This is a genomic window from Bradyrhizobium rifense, from assembly GCF_008123425.1.
GTDB classification, from domain to species: domain Bacteria; phylum Pseudomonadota; class Alphaproteobacteria; order Rhizobiales; family Xanthobacteraceae; genus Bradyrhizobium; species Bradyrhizobium rifense.
The window spans coordinates 40044-58996 of sequence record NZ_VSSS01000025.1; the positions used below are offsets into that span (position 1 = coordinate 40044).

Consider the following 18953-nt stretch of genomic DNA (forward strand, 5'->3'; position numbering starts at 1 on the left):
CGTCGCTAACCCACCCTACGAAGCTACGAGACCGAGACAGACGTTAGTCCACCGGCATCGCGGTTTCGATCAGGCGCACCCAGAACGAGGCGCCGTGGCCGAGGATGTTGTCGTTGAAGACGTAAGCCGGGTGATGGCACGCCGGGCTGTCGCCCATGCCGACGAGAATCATTGCGCCGGGGCGCGCTTCCAGCATGAACGAGAAATCTTCGGCGCCCATCATCGGGATGAGTTTGTCGTTGACACGGTCGGCACCGACGATGTCGCGGGCCACGTCGGCGGCGACGCCGGCTTCGCGCGCATGATTCAAGGTCACCGGATACATCCGCGTGTATTTCGTCTCCGCCGAGCCGCCATAGGCGCGGGCGACGCTCTCGGCGACTTCGCCGATGCGGCGCTCGACGAGGTCGCGCACGTCAGGATCGAGCGTGCGTACGGTGCCGCCGAGCTCGGCGGTCTCGGGGATGATATTGAAGGCGGTGCCGGCGTGGAATTGCGTGATCGAGATCACCGCCGACTGCAGCGGATTGACGTTGCGCGCGACGATAGATTGCAGCGCGTTGACGATCTGCGAGCCGATCAGGACGCTGTCGATCGCCTGGTGCGGGGTGGCGCCGGCATGGCCGCCCTTGCCGCGGACAGTGATCTGGATGTTGTCGGAGGAGGCGAGCAGCGGACCCGGCGTGGTCGCGAAATGACCTTCGGCGAGGCCCGGCATGTTGTGCATGCCGTAGACCTGGTCGATGTTCCAGCGCGTCATCAGCCCGTCTTCGACCATCGCCTTGCCGCCGCCACCACCTTCCTCGGCGGGCTGGAAGATAACGACCGCCGTACCGTCGAAATTGCGCGTCTCGGCGAGGTATTTTGCGGCGCCCAGCAGCATTGCGGTGTGGCCATCATGGCCGCAGGCGTGCATCTTGCCGGGGATCTTCGAAGCGTAGGGCACATCGGCGGTTTCCACGATTGGCAGCGCGTCCATGTCGGCGCGGAGCCCAATCGCCTTGCCGGAGGCGGACTTGCGGCCGCGGATCACGCCGACCACGCCGGTGCGGCCGATGCCCGTCACCACCTCGTCGCAGCCGAACTCGCGAAGCTTGTCGGCGACGATGCCGGCGGTGCGATGGACTTCGTAGAGCAGCTCCGGATTCTCGTGGAAGTCATGGCGCCAAGCGGCCATTTCATCGGAGAGGGCGGCGATGCGGTTGACGATGGGCATGGAGAGGATCCGTTTCTTCTTCGTAGGGCGGGTGGACGCAGAGTACCCCCGCTGAGGAGGCGGGCCGCGACCCAAGGGGGGCGCGCCAGCCAAAATGCTTTTTACGCCGTGATTTGTCAGAGGGGGAGGGTGAAACAAGCGGCGCGGCAAAGGTGGCGGGGGATGACGGGCTAGAAGGTATCATTGTCCGCGAGTGGCCTGGTGGGCGATGGGCCGGCGACCCAGGCAGGGGTATCCACAAATATTGGCTGTCAATCACGGATCATTGACTGACAGATATTGAAATCTGTTAGCTAGACGTGTATATCCCTTTTTGGACGCTCCAATTGGGCGTCTGGCGGCATCCCGGAACCCCGACATCCCAACAAATGGGGATCGAGGGTTGAAATTGAACAACGGGGACCGCCAATGATTGGAGACTTACGACAATGACGACCGAAATCATCAATCTCACCGGGACGATTGGGCATTGGCTCAATTTGCTGGTGGCGCGCCAGATCGCGGCGCAGGCTGCAAAACTGCCTCATTAGGGCGAGAGCTTTCCGAGACGGCCGGCAAGGGCGCTTCGGAAGCAGCTCCATCGCCGGGTAACTGAGCCCTTAAAGGGAACATGGTGCTGGCATGAACGAAGCCGTTGTCTTGACGCCGGAGCGGATCCTCGAAGTCACCGAGGACGTTTTGAGGCGCTACGGACTCGCCAAGGCCACAGTGGTCGATGTTGCCCGTGCGCTCGATGTGAGCCACGGCAGTGTCTATCGCCATTTCCCGAGCAAGGCTTCGCTTCGCGAGGCCGTCGCCAAGCGCTGGCTTGACCGCATCGACGCGCCGTTGCTGGCGATCGCCCAGGAGCAGGGACCTGCGCCTGTGCGGCTGGACCGCTGGCTGCGCACGCTGTTCGCGGCGAAGCGTTCGCGTGTGCTCGACGACCCCGAGATGTTCGAGACCTATCTGACGCTGGCGCGCGAGGCCTGCGCGGCGGTCAAGTGCCACAAGGACACCATGATCGACCAGATCGCGGCGATCCTGACCGACGGCGTGAAGCAGGGCGTGTTCGCTGTGGACGATGTCAAGACGAACGCGCGCGCGATCTTCGATGCGACCGTCCGCTTCCACCATCCGGCCCATGCCGACGAGTGGAAGGATGCCGATCTGCCTGCGCGCGTCGATGCGACACTCGCGCTGGTGCTGCGCGGGTTGAAGGCTTAGACCGACACGCTCCTTCCAAAGCGCGTAGCCGCCGATTCAGCCTTTCGCCTTGCGAAGAAGGGCCTCCTCACGAAGGGAAGGCGAGGGGGACGATTGCCTCCGCGGGTGAAAAGTGGCGTCGGAGGATGCGACAACCGGCGGGCTCTCTGGATATGTATTCACCGCGATTTCGACAGCGTCCTTTGACCGCCTCCGAAGCCGGTAGAATGTGAGCTCCTGATCGAGTGCAGGGCAGCGGAAGTGGATGACGGCCGTATCTGGCAAGCGGCAAAGTTGGTCGATGAGTTCGCCCACGGTGAGGAGCGGAGGATCGACGAGGGGTCGGTGCATAGCCTTACTCATGGCGCAACTCCTTCACTGTGTTGCTAACCAAAGCGCGACGGTGTCGGTTCCATTCCGCCCGCCTCAAGCGTTGGATAAAGGTGCGAACTGCGCGCCGCCGCGCTAGAGCGCGGATCCCGACCGCAACCCGCGTGACCGCAATATGCCGAACGGGTCTTCGCGCGCGGCCAGTTGCCGATATGTCGCAAGGTCGTCAAGCGTCGGACCTTCCCCGCGTCTGGTATTCCCACTCGTTCCAACCGAATTCGACGTGCCGAGGCCGGCATAGAGATAGCTGTCGCCGAACGCCGTCTTGAGCGCGGCAAACGTGGGCTCACCGGTGCAATGCCCCGGTGCTACGGCGTCGACCTTGAACCTGTCCTTCAGAGCGGTAACGACTTTCGCGATTGCCTCGTCAGGCGCGACGACCAGATGAAATCCGCCGGCGATGAGACGAATCCTGGGATTGATACCGGTCGCCGCTTCGACAATGCGCTCGATCCCGGGGTGCGAACAACCGACCAGAAGGACTACGCCTTCTGCGGTGTTGACGGCCAAAGACAGCTCCTTGAGTTCTCTTGTTCCGGGCGCGTCGGAGATCAGCGAAATAAGCGTGATACCAGGAGCAATCTCGGTCGTTTGATCGATTAGTTCGAAATTTGCGTTGGCCCATGCCGAGCCGGACTTCATCACCGCTGGGGGCTTGCCTCCATAGTACCGCATCTCCGGCGGCAAGGCCTCGTCTTTCCGGTAGAAGCTGGACGGCAGCGAAGAGCCGTAGATGCCAAATCCTTCCTTCGGCGCGTAGATCTTGACGGTCGGATTGACGCTCAGGACGTAGGACAGACCCGCCATATGATCGGAGTGGCGGTGCGAAAGAACGACAAAGTCGAGCTCCGAGAGGTTGACACCCTTGGCCTTCACGTTTGCCGCGAAGATTTCGGGGTCGTTACCCGTGTCGAACAAGATGCGTTTTCCCGCGACTTCGACAAGGGCGGAAAAGCCCCAGTCCTTTGTCATCGCGTCATTTGTGCCGAAGGCGTCATAAAGAATTGTGATCTGGTCTTTCGTCTCGACTGCTGCGCTTTTAGTGGTTCCGATCGCGAAAACGTTGAAGGCGATCAGTGCTGCAAGAAGACTGTTCCTGATGTTCATGGAAGCGTCTCCTGTTGTCGTGCCAAACATACAACGGGAACGAGGGCGGCTTCGAAAGAGCAGGGCCAAAAGGCTCGCGTCAAGATCGGAGCCCAGCAGACATCCGCCGGATGCCGTGCCTGCGATCGAGCCTAGCACAATCTGAGAGAGACTGGAGACGTTCGTTGGGGCGGCCGGCCGGAACCAGATATTCTCAGGCTTGGGTATTTCAGACCTGGGCGCTTCAGACTTGGGCGCTTCAACGTCCAGCCGACAAACTCTAGATCTTCGTCAGCCCGCAAGCCGCCGCCAGCCGAACGAGCTGTGCATCCGTGCGCGCGCCGGTCTTGGTCTTGATCAGATAGTGATAGTTCTGGACGGTCTTGACGCTGAGATTGAGATGCGTCGCGATCTCTTCGGTGGTGGCGCCGCCGGCGAACTGGCGCAAAATCTCGATCTCGCGCTCGCCCAGTTGATCCAGCGCTGAGCCTGTCGACAGGCTGTCCTCGGCCAGCACATGTGCGATGTCGTCGCTCATGGCCCGCTCGCCGCGGGCGACGCTGCGGATGGCGTTGACGACAGCGGAGGGGGCGCTGCTCTTGGTGACGAAGCCGGAAGCGCCGGCACTGAAGGCGGCTTTCACCAGCACGGCCTCGTTGTGCATGGTGAAGACGAGGATCCGCGCCCGCGGATTGCGTGCACGGATGTTGCGGATGGCCTCGAGCCCGCTGGCGCCGGGCATCGAGATGTCCATCAGCACGACGTCGGGGTCATGCGTCTTGAAGGCGCCGTAGGCATCCGCAGCGTTGTCGGCCTCCGCCACGACGTGGAGATCGCCCTGGCTCTCCAGCACGCGCCGGTAGCCCTGGCGGACGATCGGATGGTCGTCGACCAACAGAACCGAGATGCCTGTTGCTGCGACCTCGCTCATGGCGGCCTCATGCAGCAAGCGGGATTGTCGCGGCGACACTGAGCCCGCGGCTTGCGGGCAGGATCGACAATGATCCGCCGGCAGCTGCGACGCGCTCGCGGATGCCGGTGAGGCCGAAGCCGGCGGAGCGCGCCACGCGCGCCGCATCGCCGCCGCCGTCGTCCACGACGCGGATCAGCAGCGTATCGTCCTCGCCCGCGCACCGCTCGACGTGTAACGAGATCTCGCGGGCCGCACCGTGGCGCAGTGCGTTGGTCAGGCATTCCTGGGCGACGCGATAGGCGGTCGTGGCGGCCGGACCGCTGATGTCGGTGAGGTCGCCCTTGAGGTCGAGCTGGATCGTCGGCTGCGTCGCGCTCTGCGAGCGCCAGCTGTCGACGAGGTTGACGAGGCTTGCCTCGAGCCCGAGTTCCTCGGGCAGGGGATTGCGCAGCCGCTTCAGCGCATCGCGCAGCGAGGCCATCAAATGGTGCGTGGCCTGCGAGATCATGCGCGAGTCCTGCGCGATGCCATGATCCTTGTCTTTCACACTCGCCGTCTCAATCGTGTTGGCGAAAGCCAGGATGGCGGAGAGATTTTGCCCGAACTCGTCATGCAGCTCGCGGGCGAGCGCGCGCCGCTCGTCGTCTCGGATCTCGATCAGGCGCCGCGTCAGCGCCGCGCGTTGTTCGACGGATTCTTCCAGCCGGCTGCCGAGTTTCTCGACGGCGCCGCCGATCATCCCAAGCTCCATGGAGCGGAAGCGCGGCAGTTTGGTGCGATACTGTCCGCGCGCCATGCGTTGCAGGGCAAGCACAATAGCCCGCGCCGGCGCCAGCGTGTGCGCGATCGCCAGCGAGGCGAGCAGGGCGATCGCCGCCGCCATCAGCAGCGCGACGTCGATCACGTTGAGAATGTACTCCCACGCGAGCGAGATTGCGGCGGCTTCATCCGGTGTCGCGACCACCGTTCCGGCGGCCGCAGCGCGGGGGCTGACGGGCCGCACCACCTCGGCGTGGCTGCCGAGGAAGGTCGGAACGATGGCAGCGAACCAGCGCGGCGGCGTCCTGCCGATCCCCTGGCTCTGGCCGCAAAGCGGCTTTTCGAATGAGGTCGCCGGCTGGAACTCGACGCAGACACCGGGCGAGATCAGCTTCATCGTCTCCAGCGTCCGCCACTCCGGAACCGGCACGAGATGCTCGCGCATCCTGCTGCTGCGCAGCAAGAGCTCGTGCCAATACAATGCCTGGAGCGCCTGTGCGACCCGCTGCGCGGAGGCCGCAGTCGCCCGGTCGACGCTGCGATAGGCATCGAACGTGGCCCATATGGTCGCGGCTCCCAGGCAGAGCGCAACGATGAGAAGCAGACGGGCGACAAGCTGAAGCACGAGGCGCATGCGATCACCCCAAAGTTTGGTAAGCTCAGCCTAACAACGCAGCCCGACCTTGCCAATTGCGAGGCGCGGCAAGATTGCAGCTCGGGCAATTTTCCCAAGCCGGATTGGGCATGGGTCTTTAGACCGGGCGCGGCGGCTTTGATCTAATCGGGGCGGAATCGCAGGTCAGGAGCAGTGCAGCATGAGTTCGATGACGATTGGACCGATCGCGAACACCGCGACCGACCCATCCGAGCGCAGCGCGCTGCTGTTCTGGATGATTTTTACCGGGCTATCGATCTTCGCCGTCGTGCTGCTGTGGCGGTTCGGCCTGATCCATCTGATGCTGACCTCGGACCGGACCTACATTTCGAGCGTGATCGCGGTGCTCTATATCCTGACCTGCGGTCATTGCTTCCTGCGCACACGGGCGATCGCGCGTGAAGGAGCGGCGGCACGGCGCTGCCGCGCGGTGCTGGCGTCGCCCGACGGCAGTAAGGTGCTCGATGCGAGCGCGACCGCGCTGCCGCGCGGGCTGGTGCGCGATCATATCGACAGCCTTGTGACGAAAGCCGCGGCGCAGGATTATCGCCCGGTCGATCAGACGCTGCTGCTGCGGACGCTTGCCGACCGCCTGCGCGGCTCCAACGGCTTCGGCGCTTTCGTCTCCGACACGCTGATGAAGCTCGGGCTGCTCGGCACTATCATCGGCTTCATCATCATGCTGGCGCCAATTGCCGGGCTGGATGCCGCCGACAAGGTCGCGATGCGCTCTTCGATGGGGCTGATGAGCGACGGCATGGCGGTTGCGATGTACACGACGCTGGCTGGTCTCGTCGGTTCCATCCTGGTCCGCATCCAGTATTACATGCTGGATTCCGCAACCCAGCGGGTGTTCTCCGACGCCGTGGTCCTGACCGAGACCTATGTGACGCCGGTTCTGGAGCGCAAAGGCGCCGGAACGCCGTCATGATGGATGATTTCGGTCTCTATCCGCGCGAGGAGCCGTTCGATCCGCTGGGCGTGATGCTGTTCAAGGCGCTCCAGGTGGTCGCCTTCCTGTTCTTCCTCGCGCTGCTCGCGGTCTCTCCCGATGCCAAGGAGGGCAAGATCGACTCCAAGGCCGAGTTCATGATCACGCTGGACTGGCCGGACAATCACCCTGACGATCTCGACCTGTTCGTGCAGGATCCCGCCGGCAACATCGCATGGTATCGCCACCGCGAGGCCGGCTTCCTCACGCTCGATCGCGACGATCGCGGCGGGGCCAACGACTTCATCATGGTCAACGGCAAGAAGATCGCTTCACCCATCCGCGAGGAGATCGTGACGGTACGCGGTATCGTCGCCGGCGAATACACCGTCAACGTCTCGCATTTCGTCGCCACGACCGGCGAGCCTGTCACAGCCAATGTGAAGGTGCAGAAACTCAATCCGACCGCGCAGGTGGTCTTCGACAACAAGTTCACGCTCGACCACACCGGTGACGAGAAGACCGCGGTGCGGTTCCGGCTCGACGCCGAAGGCAAGGTGGTCAATGTGGACCAGCGGCCGAAATCGCTTCTCGAGACGTTTCGCAGCACTTGGCGCAACGGGGCCGATCTCGACCCGAGGACCGGTGTGAGCAAGAACGCCGCGAGGGTGCGCCGTGATTAATCTGCCGACGGTCATCCTCACTTTGTCGGTCGCCTATGCCGTCATCGGCGCGCTGCTGCTGGTCGTTCTGGTCTATGCGCGGCTGCACTGGTCGCTGAAGGCGGTCGCGGTGGTCGTGACCAGCGCCTTCTATGTCGTCAGCTTCACGGAAATGCGCGGGCTGCTCGGCTGGGCCAGCACGGACCGGCTGCCCACCGCGTTCAAGCTGCTCAAGGCGCGGATCGTCGAGCCGCATTCGCTGGAGGGCGATCCCGGCTCGATCTATCTGTGGGTCGAGGAACTCGACGAGGATCATCGTCCGAGCGGCATCCCGCGCGCCTTCCGCGTCCCCTACAACGACACCCTGGCCGATAAGACCCATGCCGCCGAGAACGAGATCGCTGCGGGCCACCCGCAAGGCGGACGCGCGGCGGATTTCGGCGGCGGCGAGGGCAGCCTGATCGACATGGTCCGGGAATATGTGACGCCCAAGGTCATCCTCGAGACCAGCGGCGGCGATTCCTCGACCGGAGAGTTCAATGCCCCGCCGGCCGGCGCGCAAGGCGCCGTCTTCACGCCGCTGCCACCACCCCGGATGCCGCCCAAGGACGAGCAATAGGCTCTTCACCATTGCGGAAGCGCAGCGCTGGTCAACCGCCCCGCCCTGGCGCATCTTGCCCGCCTCCCTCAAATTGGCTTTATCGGCGTCAATTAAGAATTTGAGGGTGGAGGGTGCGTGCTTCTCGCTGTCTTCTCGGATATCCACGGCAACCGGCAGGCGTTCGAGGCGTGCCTGAAGGCGGCCCGCGCGAAGGGCGCGGAGCGGTTCGTCATGCTCGGCGATTTCGTCGGCTATGGCGCCGATCCGGAATGGGTCGTGGATACCGCGATGGAGCTGGTCACCCAGGGCGCCGTCGCCGTCCGCGGCAATCACGACCAGGCGGTGAACTCCTCGTCCGAGACCATGAACAATGAGGCCCAGATTGCGATCGAATGGACGCGCGGACGGCTCGACGTCGCGCAGCGCCGGTTTCTTGCCGAGCTGCCGATGCTCGTCGAGGACGGCGACCGCCTGTTCGTGCACTCGGAAGCGTCTCAACCCCAGCGCTGGCACTACATTCGCTCGACGGCGGACGCTGCCAAGAGCCTGATATCGACCCCCGCCCACGTGACCTTCTGCGGCCACATTCACCGTCCCGCGCTTTATTCGATGTCGGTGACGGCGAAGATGACGGGCCTCGTGCCCAAGACCGATGTTTCAGTGCCACTCCTGCGCGGGCGGCAATGGCTGGCTGTGCTCGGTGCGGTCGGCCAGCCGCGCGACGGCGATCCATCGGCGGCTTTCGTGCTGTTCGATACGGTCTCATGCCAGGTCACCTATTGCCGAGCGCCCTATGACGTCGCGACCGCGGCGAACCGGATCCGTGAGAACGGCCTGCCGCACTGGCTCGCCGACCGGCTGTCGGAGGGGCGCTAGACGCCGATGCCGAAACCCCTGGTCAAACCCGGCGCCGTCATCGACGGCTACACGATCGGCGAATGCGTGCATGCCGGCGGCATGGCAACGCTCTGGACCGTCACCCATGTCGGCATAGACGCGCCGCTGCTGATGAAGATTCCGAGGGCGTCCGAGGGCGAGGACCCGGCGGCGATCGTCTCCTTCGAGATGGAGATGATGATCCTGCCCCGGCTGACAGGGCCCCATGTGCCGCACTGCTACGGCACCGGCGATTTCGCGCATCAGGCCTACGCCGTGATCGAGCGCATTTCAGGGACAACCCTCTACAAGCGGCTGCCCGACCTGCCGCTGCCTTACGACGAGGTTCGGCTGCTCGTCGCGAAGATCGCGACCGCGCTCGCCGATTTGCACCGGCAGAACGTGATCCATCACGACATCAAGCCGAGCAGCATCATGTTCCGCGACAATGGTGAAGCGGTGCTGATCGACTTCGGCCTGTCGCATCATGACCATCTGCCCGATCTGTTGCAGGCGGAGTTCCGCCTGCCTTACGGCACCGCGCCCTATATGGCGCCGGAACGCATTCTGGGGGTGCGCGACGATCCGCGCAGCGATCTGTTTTCGCTCGGGGTGCTGCTCTATTTCTTCACCACCGGCGAACGTCCCTTCGGCGAGGGTGAGACGCTGCGCGCGATACGGCGCCGGCTGTGGCGCGATCCTTATCCGCCGCGTGCGCTCCGCAGCGACTATCCGCCCTGGCTCCAGGAGGTGGTGCTGCGGTGCCTCGAGATTGAGCCGGACTGGCGTTATCCGACAGCGGCCCAGCTCGCCTTCGATCTGACCCATCCGGACCAGGTCAAGCTCACGGCGCGTGCGGAGCGGATGAAGCGCGATCCCCTCAGCGTCGCCTGGCGACGCCGTTTCAACCCCGACGTCAAGCCGTCGGGTGCGAGATCGGATCTCGCGACGCAGATCGCGATGAGCCCGATCGTGACAGTCGCGCTCGATACGGCGGAAGGTGCGCCGGAACTGAACGAGTCGCTGCGGGTCACCACGGAGCGCATCCTGGCGACGCTGCCGTCAGCCCGGCTCGCCTGCGTCAATGTGTTGAAGCTCAATCGCATCGCCGTCGACAAGACGCTGGACGAGCAGGGCTCCAACAAGCACATCGACCGCCTCGTCGCGCTCCGGCATTGGGCCACGCCGTTGAAGCTGGACGAGAACCGGCTGTCGGTTCATGTGCTGGAGGCGGTCGATCCTGCCACGGCGCTGCTGGAATTCGCCGAGATGAACTCGGTCGACCATCTCATCATCGGGGCGCGGCAAAATTCGTTCAGGCGTACCTGGCTCGGCAGTGTCTCGGCCAAGGTGGCTGCAGAGGCGACCTGCACTGTCACCGTGGTGCGGCCGCCGCGGATGGCTGCTGCGAAACCAGACGCCGGCGTGGTGTGGGGCTAGGAAAGTTCAGGCCGCGTGGGCGGTGTGGACCGAACGCTTGCGGCGGATCGGCCAGGAGAACTGGGGCCCCGGCTCGCCGTGATCCGCACTGCCGCCGAAATACTGAATTATCTCTCGGCAGGGTTCGCAGTTGAAGAGGTTACGCGACACTGACGCCTTGGTCATTTCCTTGAGGCAGTTCGGGCAATGCGGTTTCATCAGTCTTGGTCCAGAAAAGATTTCAATGCCGGCGCGGTGACCGGAATGGGTGGTCCAGGTCCGCCGTCTCGGCGCCGGGATCATCGCGCATCTCGCCTTCGGTGCGTTCGAGCCGGCCGAAGAAATAGTCCAGGTTCGGATGCGGACGACGCGGGATGCGGCACCTGCGTTTCGGCTGACGCTTTACGAGGGCGATCTGCATGGCATCAGGCCCGATAGCGGTGGCCGATGATGCGGGTCGAACGCGCCGTGACCCTTACCGGTCCGGCCGACGGGCCGAACACAACGAACGCACAAAAACCGATCCACAACGCCACGCCAGTCCAAACCAGGGTCGTCGTCATGATGTGCTCCTGTCCAATCAGGCAGGAATCACTAGCGGTGATTTGCACGAATCAGGGAAGCCCGGAGGAGTACGGGTCGTGGTTGCAATTGTAGGCATTGCGCGTCGCAACACCCGTAAGTACCGCAGGTTTGCGGGCGCGTGGCGGTGCTTCAGATCGCTTCGCCGCGGGTCCCGAGCGCCGCGTTGCGGATCGCTGCGATGTTGGTCTTGTAGGCTTCCTGCGTGCCGCCTTTGAACACGGAGGTGCCGGCGACGAAGGCATTGGCGCCGGCGGCTGCCAGTGCGCCCGCATTGTCGGGGCCGACGCCGCCGTCGACTTCGATGTCGATCGGCCGGCCCGCCGTCATCGCGCGGATGTCGCGGATCTTGCCGATCGCAGAGTGGATGAAAGCCTGGCCGCCGAAGCCTGGATTGACCGACATCACCAGCACGAGGTCGACCAGGTCGAGCACATATTCGAGCACGCTGATCGGCGTACCCGGATTGAGCGAGACGCCGGCCTTCTTGCCGAGCGCGCGGATCGCCTGCAGCGAGCGGTGCAAATGCGGACCCGCCTCAGCATGCACGGTGATGTGGTCGCAGCCGGCCTTGGCAAAGGCCTCGAGATAGGGATCACAGGGCGAGATCATCAGATGGGCGTCGAACACCTTCTTGGTGTGCGGGCGCATCGCCTTGATGACGTCGGGGCCGTAGGAAATGTTGGGAACGAAGTGCCCGTCCATCACGTCGAGATGGATCCAGTCGGCGCCTGCGGCGTCCACCGCACGAACCTCCTCGCCGAGCTTGGAGAAGTCCGAGGCCAGGATCGAGGGCGCGATTGCCAGGGGGCGGGGGGCGAAGGCTTGGGTCATGGCGCTGTTTCCCGTGGCGGCCGAAGGGACGAATGGCCTCGCCTAACATGGGCCTCCCGGCCGGGCAATGCAGGGAGGGCGAGCTTCCTGTGGGCGGAAAATTCTGCCGTCGGCGGCATGAATTGCCGATGTTCCCCGGTCCTGAAAAGCGCGGCGGATACGGATTTCATTGAGCTTTTCGCGCTGGCACGTCGCTTGCTGACCTTACGGCCAGAACATTGGCCGCGGCATGCCGCATGGGTTGGAGTTGTGCAATGTTGTTTGCGCTTGGCGCCGTCTCGGGTGCGCTCGATGCCATTCAATCGCTGACGAACTCGAAGTCCTCGTCGTCGACACAGAAGACCGGATCGTCGCAAGGTGCGACCGATCCGTTCGCGATCGACACCAGCAGCAACAGCACGAGCGGCGGCGCGACCTCATCGGTCAATTCCGGCAATTGCGCGCAGATCTCGCCGGAGACGATGAGCGCGCTGATCGCCGCGCAAAGCCAGTCGTCGGACAGCACGAGCGCCACGAGCAGCTCGACCACCTCCACGTCATCGAGCTCGACATCCTCGACTTCGACGAGCCAGGACGACGCGCTGAAGGACCTGTTCTCGCAGATCGACGCCAATGGCGACGGCCAGATCACCAAGTCCGAGTTCGAGAAAGCGCTTGGCGCCGGCGGCACCAATCTGGCGCAGGCCGACGACGTGTTCTCCAAGCTCGATAGCAATTCCGACGGCAGCGTCAGCCTCGACGAGATGTCGAAGGCGCTGAAGGGCGCCGGTGGCCATCACGGCGGCCACCACCATGCGCAGGCTGCGAGCAGTTCGGACGATGCGTCCGGCAGCGGCTCGGACTCCTCGTCGTCATCCTCGAGCGGCGGGTCGACCTCGACCACGTCGACCGGCGCCGATGGTTCGACCACCACCACCGTCACCTATGCCGACGGCTTCAAGATGACGACGACGGTGCCGGGCGCTTCCAGCTCTTCAAATGGCTCGGGCGCGGGCAATTCGCCCTATGACTGGTTTGCGCAGATGATGCAGCGCCAAGGGCAGGGATCGTCCGCTACCTCGGCCTCTTCATCGATGTCGATGAGCGTGTAAACGCGCTCTGAAGCCTAGCCAAACCGATCCTTCCACGCTGGCAGCGCGCCCGGGAACGGCAGCGCGGTCGCGCTGTAGATGCCGCGGGCGATCGCACGTGCGACGACGTTGGCGGCGACCATGCCGAGCTCGGTGAGGCCTGCGATCGGATCGATCGGCTTCACGCATGTGGCGGCGGCGAACAGAACGTCACCATCGGTCGGGGCATGCACTGGATAGATCGCGCGCGCGAAGCCGGTATGCGCGATCATCGCCAGCCGCTTGGCCTGGGGCTTGGTCAGCACCGCGTCTGTGACCACGACGCCGATCGTGGTGTTTTCGCGCTCGGTTACGGCGGGGCCACCCTTGATGCGCATCCTGAGCATGTCGTTGGTAAATTTGTCAGGCAGTCCACGGCCGCCGAACTCGCCGTCGACCTCGAACGGCGCCGCCCAGAACCACGGTCCGTCGCCGACGGTGGCGCTGCCGACCGCATTGACGGCGATGAGCGCCGCGACTGTGATGCCGCTGCTGGTGACGGCGGACGCCGAGCCGAGGCCGCCCTTGAAAGTTGCTGTGGTGGCACCCAATCCGGCACCAATGCTGCCGAGCGCGAACTCGGTGCCGGCGGAGACAGCAGCTGCGTAGCCGAGATCGCGATAGGGCGCGAAGCGGCCCCACGCCTTGTCGCCGCCGTTGAGCAGGTCGAACAGGATCGCGCCCGGCACAAGTGGGATCAACGCGCCGCGGATATTGAGACCGCGGCCTTGTTCGGCGAGCCAGGCTTGCACGCCGCCGCCGGCCTCGATCCCGAAGGCGGAGCCGCCGGATAGCGCGATCGCATCGACGCGATCCTGTGTGCTGGCAAGGTCGAGCAACGTGTCCTCGCGCGTGCCGGGACCGCCGCCGCGGACATCGATCGCCGCGACCGCCGGCTGGTCGAACACGATCGCCGTCGTGCCCGAGGCGAGTTTTGCATCATGGGCGTGGCCGACGCGGACGCCGGCGATATCGGTGAGGAGGTTCTTCAAGGACGGCACTCCGCTGCATCGCCTCAGCGATAGCGCAGGCGAGCGGTACGCTCAACTCGCCAGCGCCGTCCTGAGCATCTTGGCGAGCTCCGACTTGCGGTAGGGCTTTGCCAGCAGCAGCACGCCGGAATCGAGCCGGCCGTGATGGACGATGGCGTTTTCGGTGTAGCCTGAGGTGAACAGCGTCTTCAGCTCGGGGCGCCGCCGCGCCGCCTCGTCGGCGAGCTGGCGGCCGTTCATGTTGCCGGGCATGATGACGTCGGTGAAGAGCAGGTCGATGTCCTTGTCGGTATCGATGATGACGAGGGCTTCGGCCGCGTTGGCGGCTTCGAGCGCGGTATAGCCGAGGCTCTTGACCTGGGTCATGACATACTGCCGCACCAGCGCGTCGTCCTCGACGACGAGGATTCTCTCGTCGCCGCCGGTGATGGGCACGTTCTGGAGCGCCTCGTACTCGGTCTCCTGCACGCCGGTGGAGCGCGGCAGGTAGATCTTCACGCTCGTGCCGTGGCCTTCCTCGCTGTAGATCTTGATGTGGCCGCCGGATTGCTTGACGAAGCCGAACACCATGCTGAGGCCGAGGCCGGTGCCCTTGCCGACTTCCTTGGTGGTGAAGAAGGGATCGAACACCCGCTCGATCAGGGCCGCCGGAATGCCCGAACCGGTGTCGCTCACCGCGATCATCACGTAATTGCCGGCGACGACGTCGGGATTCATGCTGGCATAGCCGTCGTCGAGGAAGATGTTGCGGGTCTCCAGCACCAGCGTGCCGCCGTCGGGCATGGCATCGCGCGCGTTCAGCGCGAGATTGAGGATCGCGGTGGAAAGCTGGCCCGGATCGACCAGAGCGGGCCAGGCATCCTCGGTGAGCTGCGGCAGGATGGAGATCTGCTCGCCGAGTGTCGGGTGCAGCAGCTTGGCCGCCTCGAGCGTCAGCGCATTGACATCGATCTCGCGCGGCTGAAGCGGCTGCTTGCGGGCGAAGGCGAGCAGATGCTTGGTCAGCTGCGCGCCGCGCTCGGCGGCATCGTCGATCAGCTTGGTGATGGCGGCGAGCTCTGGCCGGTCGGCGACCGCATCCGCCAAGATGCCGATCGTGCCGGTGATGACGGTGAGCACATTGTTGAAATCGTGGGCGACGCCGCCGGTCAGCTGGCCGATCGAATCCATCTTCTGGACCTGTCGGAACTGGGCCTCCGCAGCCTGCTTCTCGGTGAGGTCGCGGCCTATGAAGAAATGGCGCTTCACCGGCTCCGACCAGGTGCCCATCCAGTTCAGCGTGACCTCGTGGCCGTCAAAATGGTAGTAGCGCGCCTCGAAGCTGCGCTTGGTCTGGCCGCGGCGCGCCGCGCGCATCTCGCTGCGCGTATTCTCGAGGTCGTCGGGATGGATGAAGTCGGTCGCGCTGTGTCCGATCATGTCCTCCGGGCTCAAGCCGAGGATGTCCTTCACGCTCGGGCTGACCTGGATGAAATTGCCAAAACCGTCGGTGACAAGGATCAGGTCGCGCGACGTCTCGAAGATGCGCTGGCGCTCCTCGGTCTCGCGGCGCAGCTTCTCGCGCGATTGCTTTTCCTCGGTGATGTCATGGGCGATCTTGGATGCGCCGATGATTTGCCCACCGTCCGATCGCAGCGGCGAGACGTTCAGGACGACGTCGAGTTGACGGCCATCCTTGCGGATGCGCACCGTCTCGTACTGGGCAATCGACTCGTTGCCGCTGATGCGGTTGAGCATGCCCCTGGCTTCGGCTCTCTGGTCCTCCGGCACCACGAGGTAGATCGACTGGCCAATGGCCTCGGCGGCAGAATAACCGAACAGGTGCTCGGCAGCCTTGTTCCAGCCGGTGATGATGCCGTCGAGCGACTCGGTGATGATCGCATCGTTGGAGGATTCGACAACGGCGCCATACAGCGCGAGGCGTTTTGAGTAGAAGTCGCGATCCGAGGCCGACTGTTCGCGCAGCCGGCCGACGAGGCCCACCGTGTGCGCCTGGAGGCGGACATTCTCGATCAGGAGCACGGCGAGCACGAAGCTCGCGGCGCAGAGGCCGTAGAGACGGCCGACATAGAATCCGAGATCGTAGCGGGCCATGTTGACGATCGCCGACAGCGCGATGTCGAACAGCCAGGCGCACATCGTAACCATGAGCCAGACGTCGATCACCGAATGCGGCTTGCGGAACCATAGCGTGATCAACGCCGCGAAGCTCAGCGACCAGACGAACGACACCACGCCGATCATGGTGGTGGTGTAGCGGCCGTCCCTGAGCAGGACCGGCAGCAGATCGTGCTGTGCCGTGACGATCCAGGCGATGACGACCATCGCGGCGATCACGCCGAGGACGGCGAGCACGATGGGACGCGCGGTCGGCCCCTCGATCTTGCTGCCGCCGTTGTCGTCCTTGAGCCAGCCATAGGCCAGCACGAACAGCGGGAATCCCCCGTGCCAGATCATGTAGAGCCAGACCGTGGTTTGCGTGCTCGCGCCCAACAGCCCGGTCGGTGCGAACAGCCCCGGGAAGGTGAGGGCGTGAGTCACCGCCGCTGCTGCGGTGAACAGATACCCGGTCGATAGCAGCAGCAGCGCGCGGCTGCGCAACACTGCGAATTGCGACAGCAGCAGAACCGCGGTGATGATGTCACTGACGGCGAGCGCCGATTGGTAGCTGGCCACGAAGGCCGGCACCTGGATCAGCGGTTTGCCCGCGAAGGGGACCGCCAGCGCGAACAGGATCGCTGAGACGCCGACGATCGCCAATGCTGCAGTGCGATCGCTCTGCGCGGCCGGCAAGGTCGAAAGAAATGTGCTTCGGTCGTTCTTTGCGTGCACGTTGACCTCTCGCTGGGTCGGCATGGGTAGTCCACATGACTGCGTTGGCCGGCTGCCTTGGTCTTCTGCCTTGGCCTCCATGGTAGCCGGCTCCGGGCGCATGTCCTGAGGGAACGCGCCCGCGACTCAACCGAGGGTTACAGCTTACTTAACGCGGACAGGGAATCGGAATAGGGAATCGGTAAGGTTGGCTTTACTGGACCGACCCATACTGCCTTGGCGGACGTCGCCGTTGAATTGAACCAATTAATGATATGAATCTGGGAGTTGTTCCCATGCCCCGTGTCCTTGTTGTCGACGACCAGAAGGACGTCCGCGCCATGGTCTCGATCGTCCTTCGGGTCAACCGTTATGACGTAGTTGAAGCGGAGAGCGGCGCGGCCGGACTGAAGGCCTTCGGCGAGGACGTTTTCGACGCTGCGATTGTCGACATTTTTCTGACTGACACCAGCGGTATCGAGGTTATGGCCGCTATTCGCGAGCGGGTTCCGGGATTTCCGATCGTGGCGGTATCAGGCATGACTGCGCTGGAATTCATCGGCGAGGCGCCCGGCCTTGACGGCGTGGTCTGCCTGCAAAAGCCGTTTCGGCCGAACGATCTGCTGCAAGCGCTCCGGAAGGCGCAAGAGGCTGCGGGCGGAGAATTGTCCGCAGCCGTCTGATCGGACTGCAAGAGAAAACGCCCCGGCGAACCGGGGCGTTGACGTCGGTCTGATTAAAGGGTCAGCCGTCCTGTCTCAGGTGCCGTTGCCCTTGATCTCGGCGTAGTTGCCCTTGGCGTCCCACTTGTAGACGACGTAGTCGAGCTGCTTGATGTCGCCCTTGGCGTCATACTCGATCGGGCCGATCACGGTGTCCCACTTGCCGGCCTTCATCGCTTCCATGACCTTCTTGGCGTCGGTGGTGCCGGCCTTCTTGGCCGCCTGCGACCAGACCTGCATCGCCGCGTAGGTGTAGAGCGTGTAGCCTTCGGGATCGATGTTCTTGGCCTTGAAGGCGTCGACGATCTTCTTCGCGGTCGGCTTCTCGCGCGGATCGGGGCCGAAGGTGAACAGCGTGCCCTCGCCGGCGGGGCCGGTGATGGAGGCGTATTCCTTGTCGGCAAGCGCGTCGCCGGCCATCAGGATCGTCTTGAGGCCCTGGTCGCGCATCTGGCGCAGGATCAAGCCGCTTTCCTGGTGGTAGCCGCCGACATAGACGAGATCGATGTTGTCGCGCTTCAGGCGAGAGACGATCGCGTTAAAGTCCTTGTCGCCCTTGTTGTAGGACTCGTACATCTTCTCGGTGATGCCGGCCTTGTTGAGCGCCTTCTTGGTCTCGTCCGCCAGACCCTTGCCGTAGGTGGTCTTGTCGTTGAGGATCGCGATGTTCTTGCCCTTGAAGTTCTTGGCGATGTACTGCGCTGCGATCAGGCCCTGCTGATCGTCACGGCCGCAGACGCGCGCCACGTTCCAGAGCTTGCGCTCGGTGAAAAGCGGGTTGGTCGACGCAGGTGTAATTTCAAGCACGTTACCGTCGGCATAGGCCTCCGACGCCGGGATCGACGACGACGAGCAGTAATGCCCGGTGACGAAGGGGATCTTGGCACCGGCGATCTTTTCCGCAATCGAGCGCGCCTGCTTGGGATCGCAGGCATCGTCCTCGACATTGAGCGCAAGCTTCTTGCCGTTGACGCCGCCGGCGGCGTTGATATCAGCCACGGCCATCTCGGCGCCGTTCTTCATCTGCCGGCCGAATGCGGACTCCGTGCCTGTCATCGGGCCTGCGACTGCGATGGTGACATCCTGCGCGAATGCCGCGCTCGACAGCGCGATCGAAGCGCCGAATGCCAGACCGATGAGCTTCAGTGATTTCATGAGATACCTCGTGGGTGATCGCCTGTGGAAGTTGCCGGGTTGGCCCGGTTCAAAC

The 18953-nt window shown here is 64.0% G+C and carries 18 protein-coding genes; 8 read left to right on the top strand and 10 right to left on the bottom strand.

What is annotated here, in order from left to right:
- Positions 1 to 43 precede the first annotated feature (43 nt).
- The gene (locus tag FXB40_RS15615) at positions 44 to 1216 is read right to left on the bottom strand and encodes a M20 aminoacylase family protein (RefSeq protein ID WP_148773076.1); all 1173 of its coding nucleotides are present in this window, start codon (positions 1214 to 1216) and stop codon (positions 44 to 46) included.
- Positions 1217 to 1837: 621 nt separating this feature from the next.
- Here FXB40_RS15615 and FXB40_RS15620 point away from each other — a divergent pair.
- Positions 1838 to 2422, top strand: coding sequence for a TetR/AcrR family transcriptional regulator (locus tag FXB40_RS15620; protein WP_148773077.1), 585 nt, complete (start codon positions 1838 to 1840; stop codon positions 2420 to 2422).
- Between the two features lie 444 nt (positions 2423 to 2866).
- Here FXB40_RS15620 and FXB40_RS15630 read toward each other — a convergent pair whose 3' ends face one another.
- From FXB40_RS15630 to FXB40_RS15640, 3 genes are all read right to left on the bottom strand, one after another.
- Positions 2867 to 3898: an MBL fold metallo-hydrolase gene (locus FXB40_RS15630; RefSeq protein WP_148773183.1), complete on the bottom strand. Its 1032-nt coding sequence runs from the start codon at positions 3896 to 3898 to the stop codon at positions 2867 to 2869.
- A gap of 259 nt (positions 3899 to 4157) precedes the next feature.
- Positions 4158 to 4808 carry a response regulator gene (locus FXB40_RS15635; RefSeq protein WP_148773079.1) on the bottom strand — a complete coding sequence of 217 codons (651 nt, stop codon included), beginning with the start codon at positions 4806 to 4808 and terminating at the stop codon, positions 4158 to 4160.
- Between the two features lie 7 nt (positions 4809 to 4815).
- The gene (locus FXB40_RS15640; RefSeq protein WP_148773080.1) at positions 4816 to 6183 is read right to left on the bottom strand and encodes a sensor histidine kinase; all 1368 of its coding nucleotides are present in this window, start codon (positions 6181 to 6183) and stop codon (positions 4816 to 4818) included.
- A gap of 181 nt (positions 6184 to 6364) precedes the next feature.
- On the opposite strand from FXB40_RS15640, the gene FXB40_RS15645 reads away from it, so the two are divergent.
- From FXB40_RS15645 to FXB40_RS15665, 5 genes are all read left to right on the top strand, one after another.
- Positions 6365 to 7135 carry a MotA/TolQ/ExbB proton channel family protein gene (locus FXB40_RS15645; RefSeq protein ID WP_148773081.1) on the top strand — a complete coding sequence of 257 codons (771 nt, stop codon included), beginning with the start codon at positions 6365 to 6367 and terminating at the stop codon, positions 7133 to 7135.
- Positions 7132 to 7818, top strand: a complete 687-nt coding sequence (locus tag FXB40_RS15650; protein WP_148773082.1) for a DUF2135 domain-containing protein — start codon at positions 7132 to 7134, stop codon at positions 7816 to 7818. The genes FXB40_RS15645 and FXB40_RS15650 overlap by 4 nt, the downstream gene beginning before the upstream one ends.
- The gene (locus FXB40_RS15655; RefSeq protein WP_148773083.1) at positions 7811 to 8416 is read left to right on the top strand and encodes a hypothetical protein; all 606 of its coding nucleotides are present in this window, start codon (positions 7811 to 7813) and stop codon (positions 8414 to 8416) included. Before FXB40_RS15650 ends, FXB40_RS15655 begins: the two co-directional genes overlap by 8 nt.
- A 117-nt stretch (positions 8417 to 8533) precedes the next feature.
- A complete protein-coding gene (locus FXB40_RS15660) occupies positions 8534 to 9274 on the top strand; it encodes a metallophosphoesterase family protein (protein ID WP_148773084.1) in 741 nt (246 codons plus the stop codon).
- 6 nt (positions 9275 to 9280) lie between these two features.
- A complete protein-coding gene (locus FXB40_RS15665) occupies positions 9281 to 10714 on the top strand; it encodes a serine/threonine protein kinase (RefSeq protein ID WP_148773085.1) in 1434 nt (477 codons plus the stop codon).
- Positions 10715 to 10934: 220 nt separating this feature from the next.
- Here the strand turns inward: FXB40_RS15665 and FXB40_RS15675 are convergent, their stop codons facing one another.
- From FXB40_RS15675 to rpe, 3 genes are all read right to left on the bottom strand, one after another.
- A complete protein-coding gene (locus FXB40_RS15675; RefSeq protein ID WP_148773087.1) occupies positions 10935 to 11114 on the bottom strand; it encodes a hypothetical protein in 180 nt (59 codons plus the stop codon).
- A 4-nt stretch (positions 11115 to 11118) separates the two neighbouring features.
- Positions 11119 to 11256, bottom strand: a complete 138-nt coding sequence (locus FXB40_RS47925; RefSeq protein WP_187436908.1) for a hypothetical protein — start codon at positions 11254 to 11256, stop codon at positions 11119 to 11121.
- Positions 11257 to 11407: 151 nt separating this feature from the next.
- The gene (rpe, locus tag FXB40_RS15680) at positions 11408 to 12109 is read right to left on the bottom strand and encodes a ribulose-phosphate 3-epimerase (protein WP_148773088.1); all 702 of its coding nucleotides are present in this window, start codon (positions 12107 to 12109) and stop codon (positions 11408 to 11410) included.
- A gap of 254 nt (positions 12110 to 12363) precedes the next feature.
- Here rpe and FXB40_RS15685 point away from each other — a divergent pair, with 254 nt between their 5' ends.
- Complete coding sequence (locus tag FXB40_RS15685) at positions 12364 to 13200, top strand: EF-hand domain-containing protein (RefSeq protein ID WP_148773089.1); 837 nt, start codon at positions 12364 to 12366, stop codon at positions 13198 to 13200.
- Between the two features lie 14 nt (positions 13201 to 13214).
- Here FXB40_RS15685 and FXB40_RS15690 read toward each other — a convergent pair whose 3' ends face one another.
- Both FXB40_RS15690 and FXB40_RS15695 read right to left on the bottom strand, forming a co-directional pair.
- Positions 13215 to 14210, bottom strand: a complete 996-nt coding sequence (locus tag FXB40_RS15690; RefSeq protein WP_148773090.1) for a P1 family peptidase — start codon at positions 14208 to 14210, stop codon at positions 13215 to 13217.
- A 51-nt stretch (positions 14211 to 14261) separates the two neighbouring features.
- Complete coding sequence (locus FXB40_RS15695) at positions 14262 to 17066, bottom strand: PAS domain S-box protein (RefSeq protein ID WP_148773091.1); 2805 nt, start codon at positions 17064 to 17066, stop codon at positions 14262 to 14264.
- 251 nt (positions 17067 to 17317) lie between these two features.
- On the opposite strand from FXB40_RS15695, the gene FXB40_RS15700 reads away from it, so the two are divergent.
- Positions 17318 to 17704 carry a response regulator gene (locus tag FXB40_RS15700; RefSeq protein ID WP_148773092.1) on the top strand — a complete coding sequence of 129 codons (387 nt, stop codon included), beginning with the start codon at positions 17318 to 17320 and terminating at the stop codon, positions 17702 to 17704.
- A gap of 75 nt (positions 17705 to 17779) precedes the next feature.
- Here the strand turns inward: FXB40_RS15700 and FXB40_RS15705 are convergent, their stop codons facing one another.
- Positions 17780 to 18898, bottom strand: coding sequence for a branched-chain amino acid ABC transporter substrate-binding protein (locus FXB40_RS15705; RefSeq protein WP_148773093.1), 1119 nt, complete (start codon positions 18896 to 18898; stop codon positions 17780 to 17782).
- Between the last annotated feature and the right edge of the window lie 55 nt (positions 18899 to 18953).

What these genes read in the sequence shown, in the direction of transcription:
- FXB40_RS15615 (WP_148773076.1), bottom strand. Translation starts at nt 1,216, where the DNA reads ATGCCCATCGTCAACCGCATCGCCGCCCTCTCCGATGAAATGGCCGCT.
- FXB40_RS15675 (WP_148773087.1), bottom strand. Translation starts at nt 11,114, where the DNA reads ATGCAGATCGCCCTCGTAAAGCGTCAGCCGAAACGCAGGTGCCGCATC.
- FXB40_RS15685 (WP_148773089.1), top strand. Translation starts at nt 12,364, where the DNA reads ATGTTGTTTGCGCTTGGCGCCGTCTCGGGTGCGCTCGATGCCATTCAA.
- rpe (WP_148773088.1), bottom strand. Translation starts at nt 12,109, where the DNA reads ATGACCCAAGCCTTCGCCCCCCGCCCCCTGGCAATCGCGCCCTCGATC.
- FXB40_RS15695 (WP_148773091.1), bottom strand. Translation starts at nt 17,066, where the DNA reads ATGCCGACCCAGCGAGAGGTCAACGTGCACGCAAAGAACGACCGAAGC.
- FXB40_RS15700 (WP_148773092.1), top strand. Translation starts at nt 17,318, where the DNA reads ATGCCCCGTGTCCTTGTTGTCGACGACCAGAAGGACGTCCGCGCCATG.
- FXB40_RS15665 (WP_148773085.1), top strand. Translation starts at nt 9,281, where the DNA reads ATGCCGAAACCCCTGGTCAAACCCGGCGCCGTCATCGACGGCTACACG.
- FXB40_RS15630 (WP_148773183.1), bottom strand. Translation starts at nt 3,898, where the DNA reads ATGAACATCAGGAACAGTCTTCTTGCAGCACTGATCGCCTTCAACGTT.
- FXB40_RS15620 (WP_148773077.1), top strand. Translation starts at nt 1,838, where the DNA reads ATGAACGAAGCCGTTGTCTTGACGCCGGAGCGGATCCTCGAAGTCACC.
- FXB40_RS15640 (WP_148773080.1), bottom strand. Translation starts at nt 6,183, where the DNA reads ATGCGCCTCGTGCTTCAGCTTGTCGCCCGTCTGCTTCTCATCGTTGCG.
- FXB40_RS15705 (WP_148773093.1), bottom strand. Translation starts at nt 18,898, where the DNA reads ATGAAATCACTGAAGCTCATCGGTCTGGCATTCGGCGCTTCGATCGCG.
- FXB40_RS15645 (WP_148773081.1), top strand. Translation starts at nt 6,365, where the DNA reads ATGAGTTCGATGACGATTGGACCGATCGCGAACACCGCGACCGACCCA.
- FXB40_RS15650 (WP_148773082.1), top strand. Translation starts at nt 7,132, where the DNA reads ATGATGGATGATTTCGGTCTCTATCCGCGCGAGGAGCCGTTCGATCCG.
- FXB40_RS47925 (WP_187436908.1), bottom strand. Translation starts at nt 11,256, where the DNA reads ATGACGACGACCCTGGTTTGGACTGGCGTGGCGTTGTGGATCGGTTTT.
- FXB40_RS15635 (WP_148773079.1), bottom strand. Translation starts at nt 4,808, where the DNA reads ATGAGCGAGGTCGCAGCAACAGGCATCTCGGTTCTGTTGGTCGACGAC.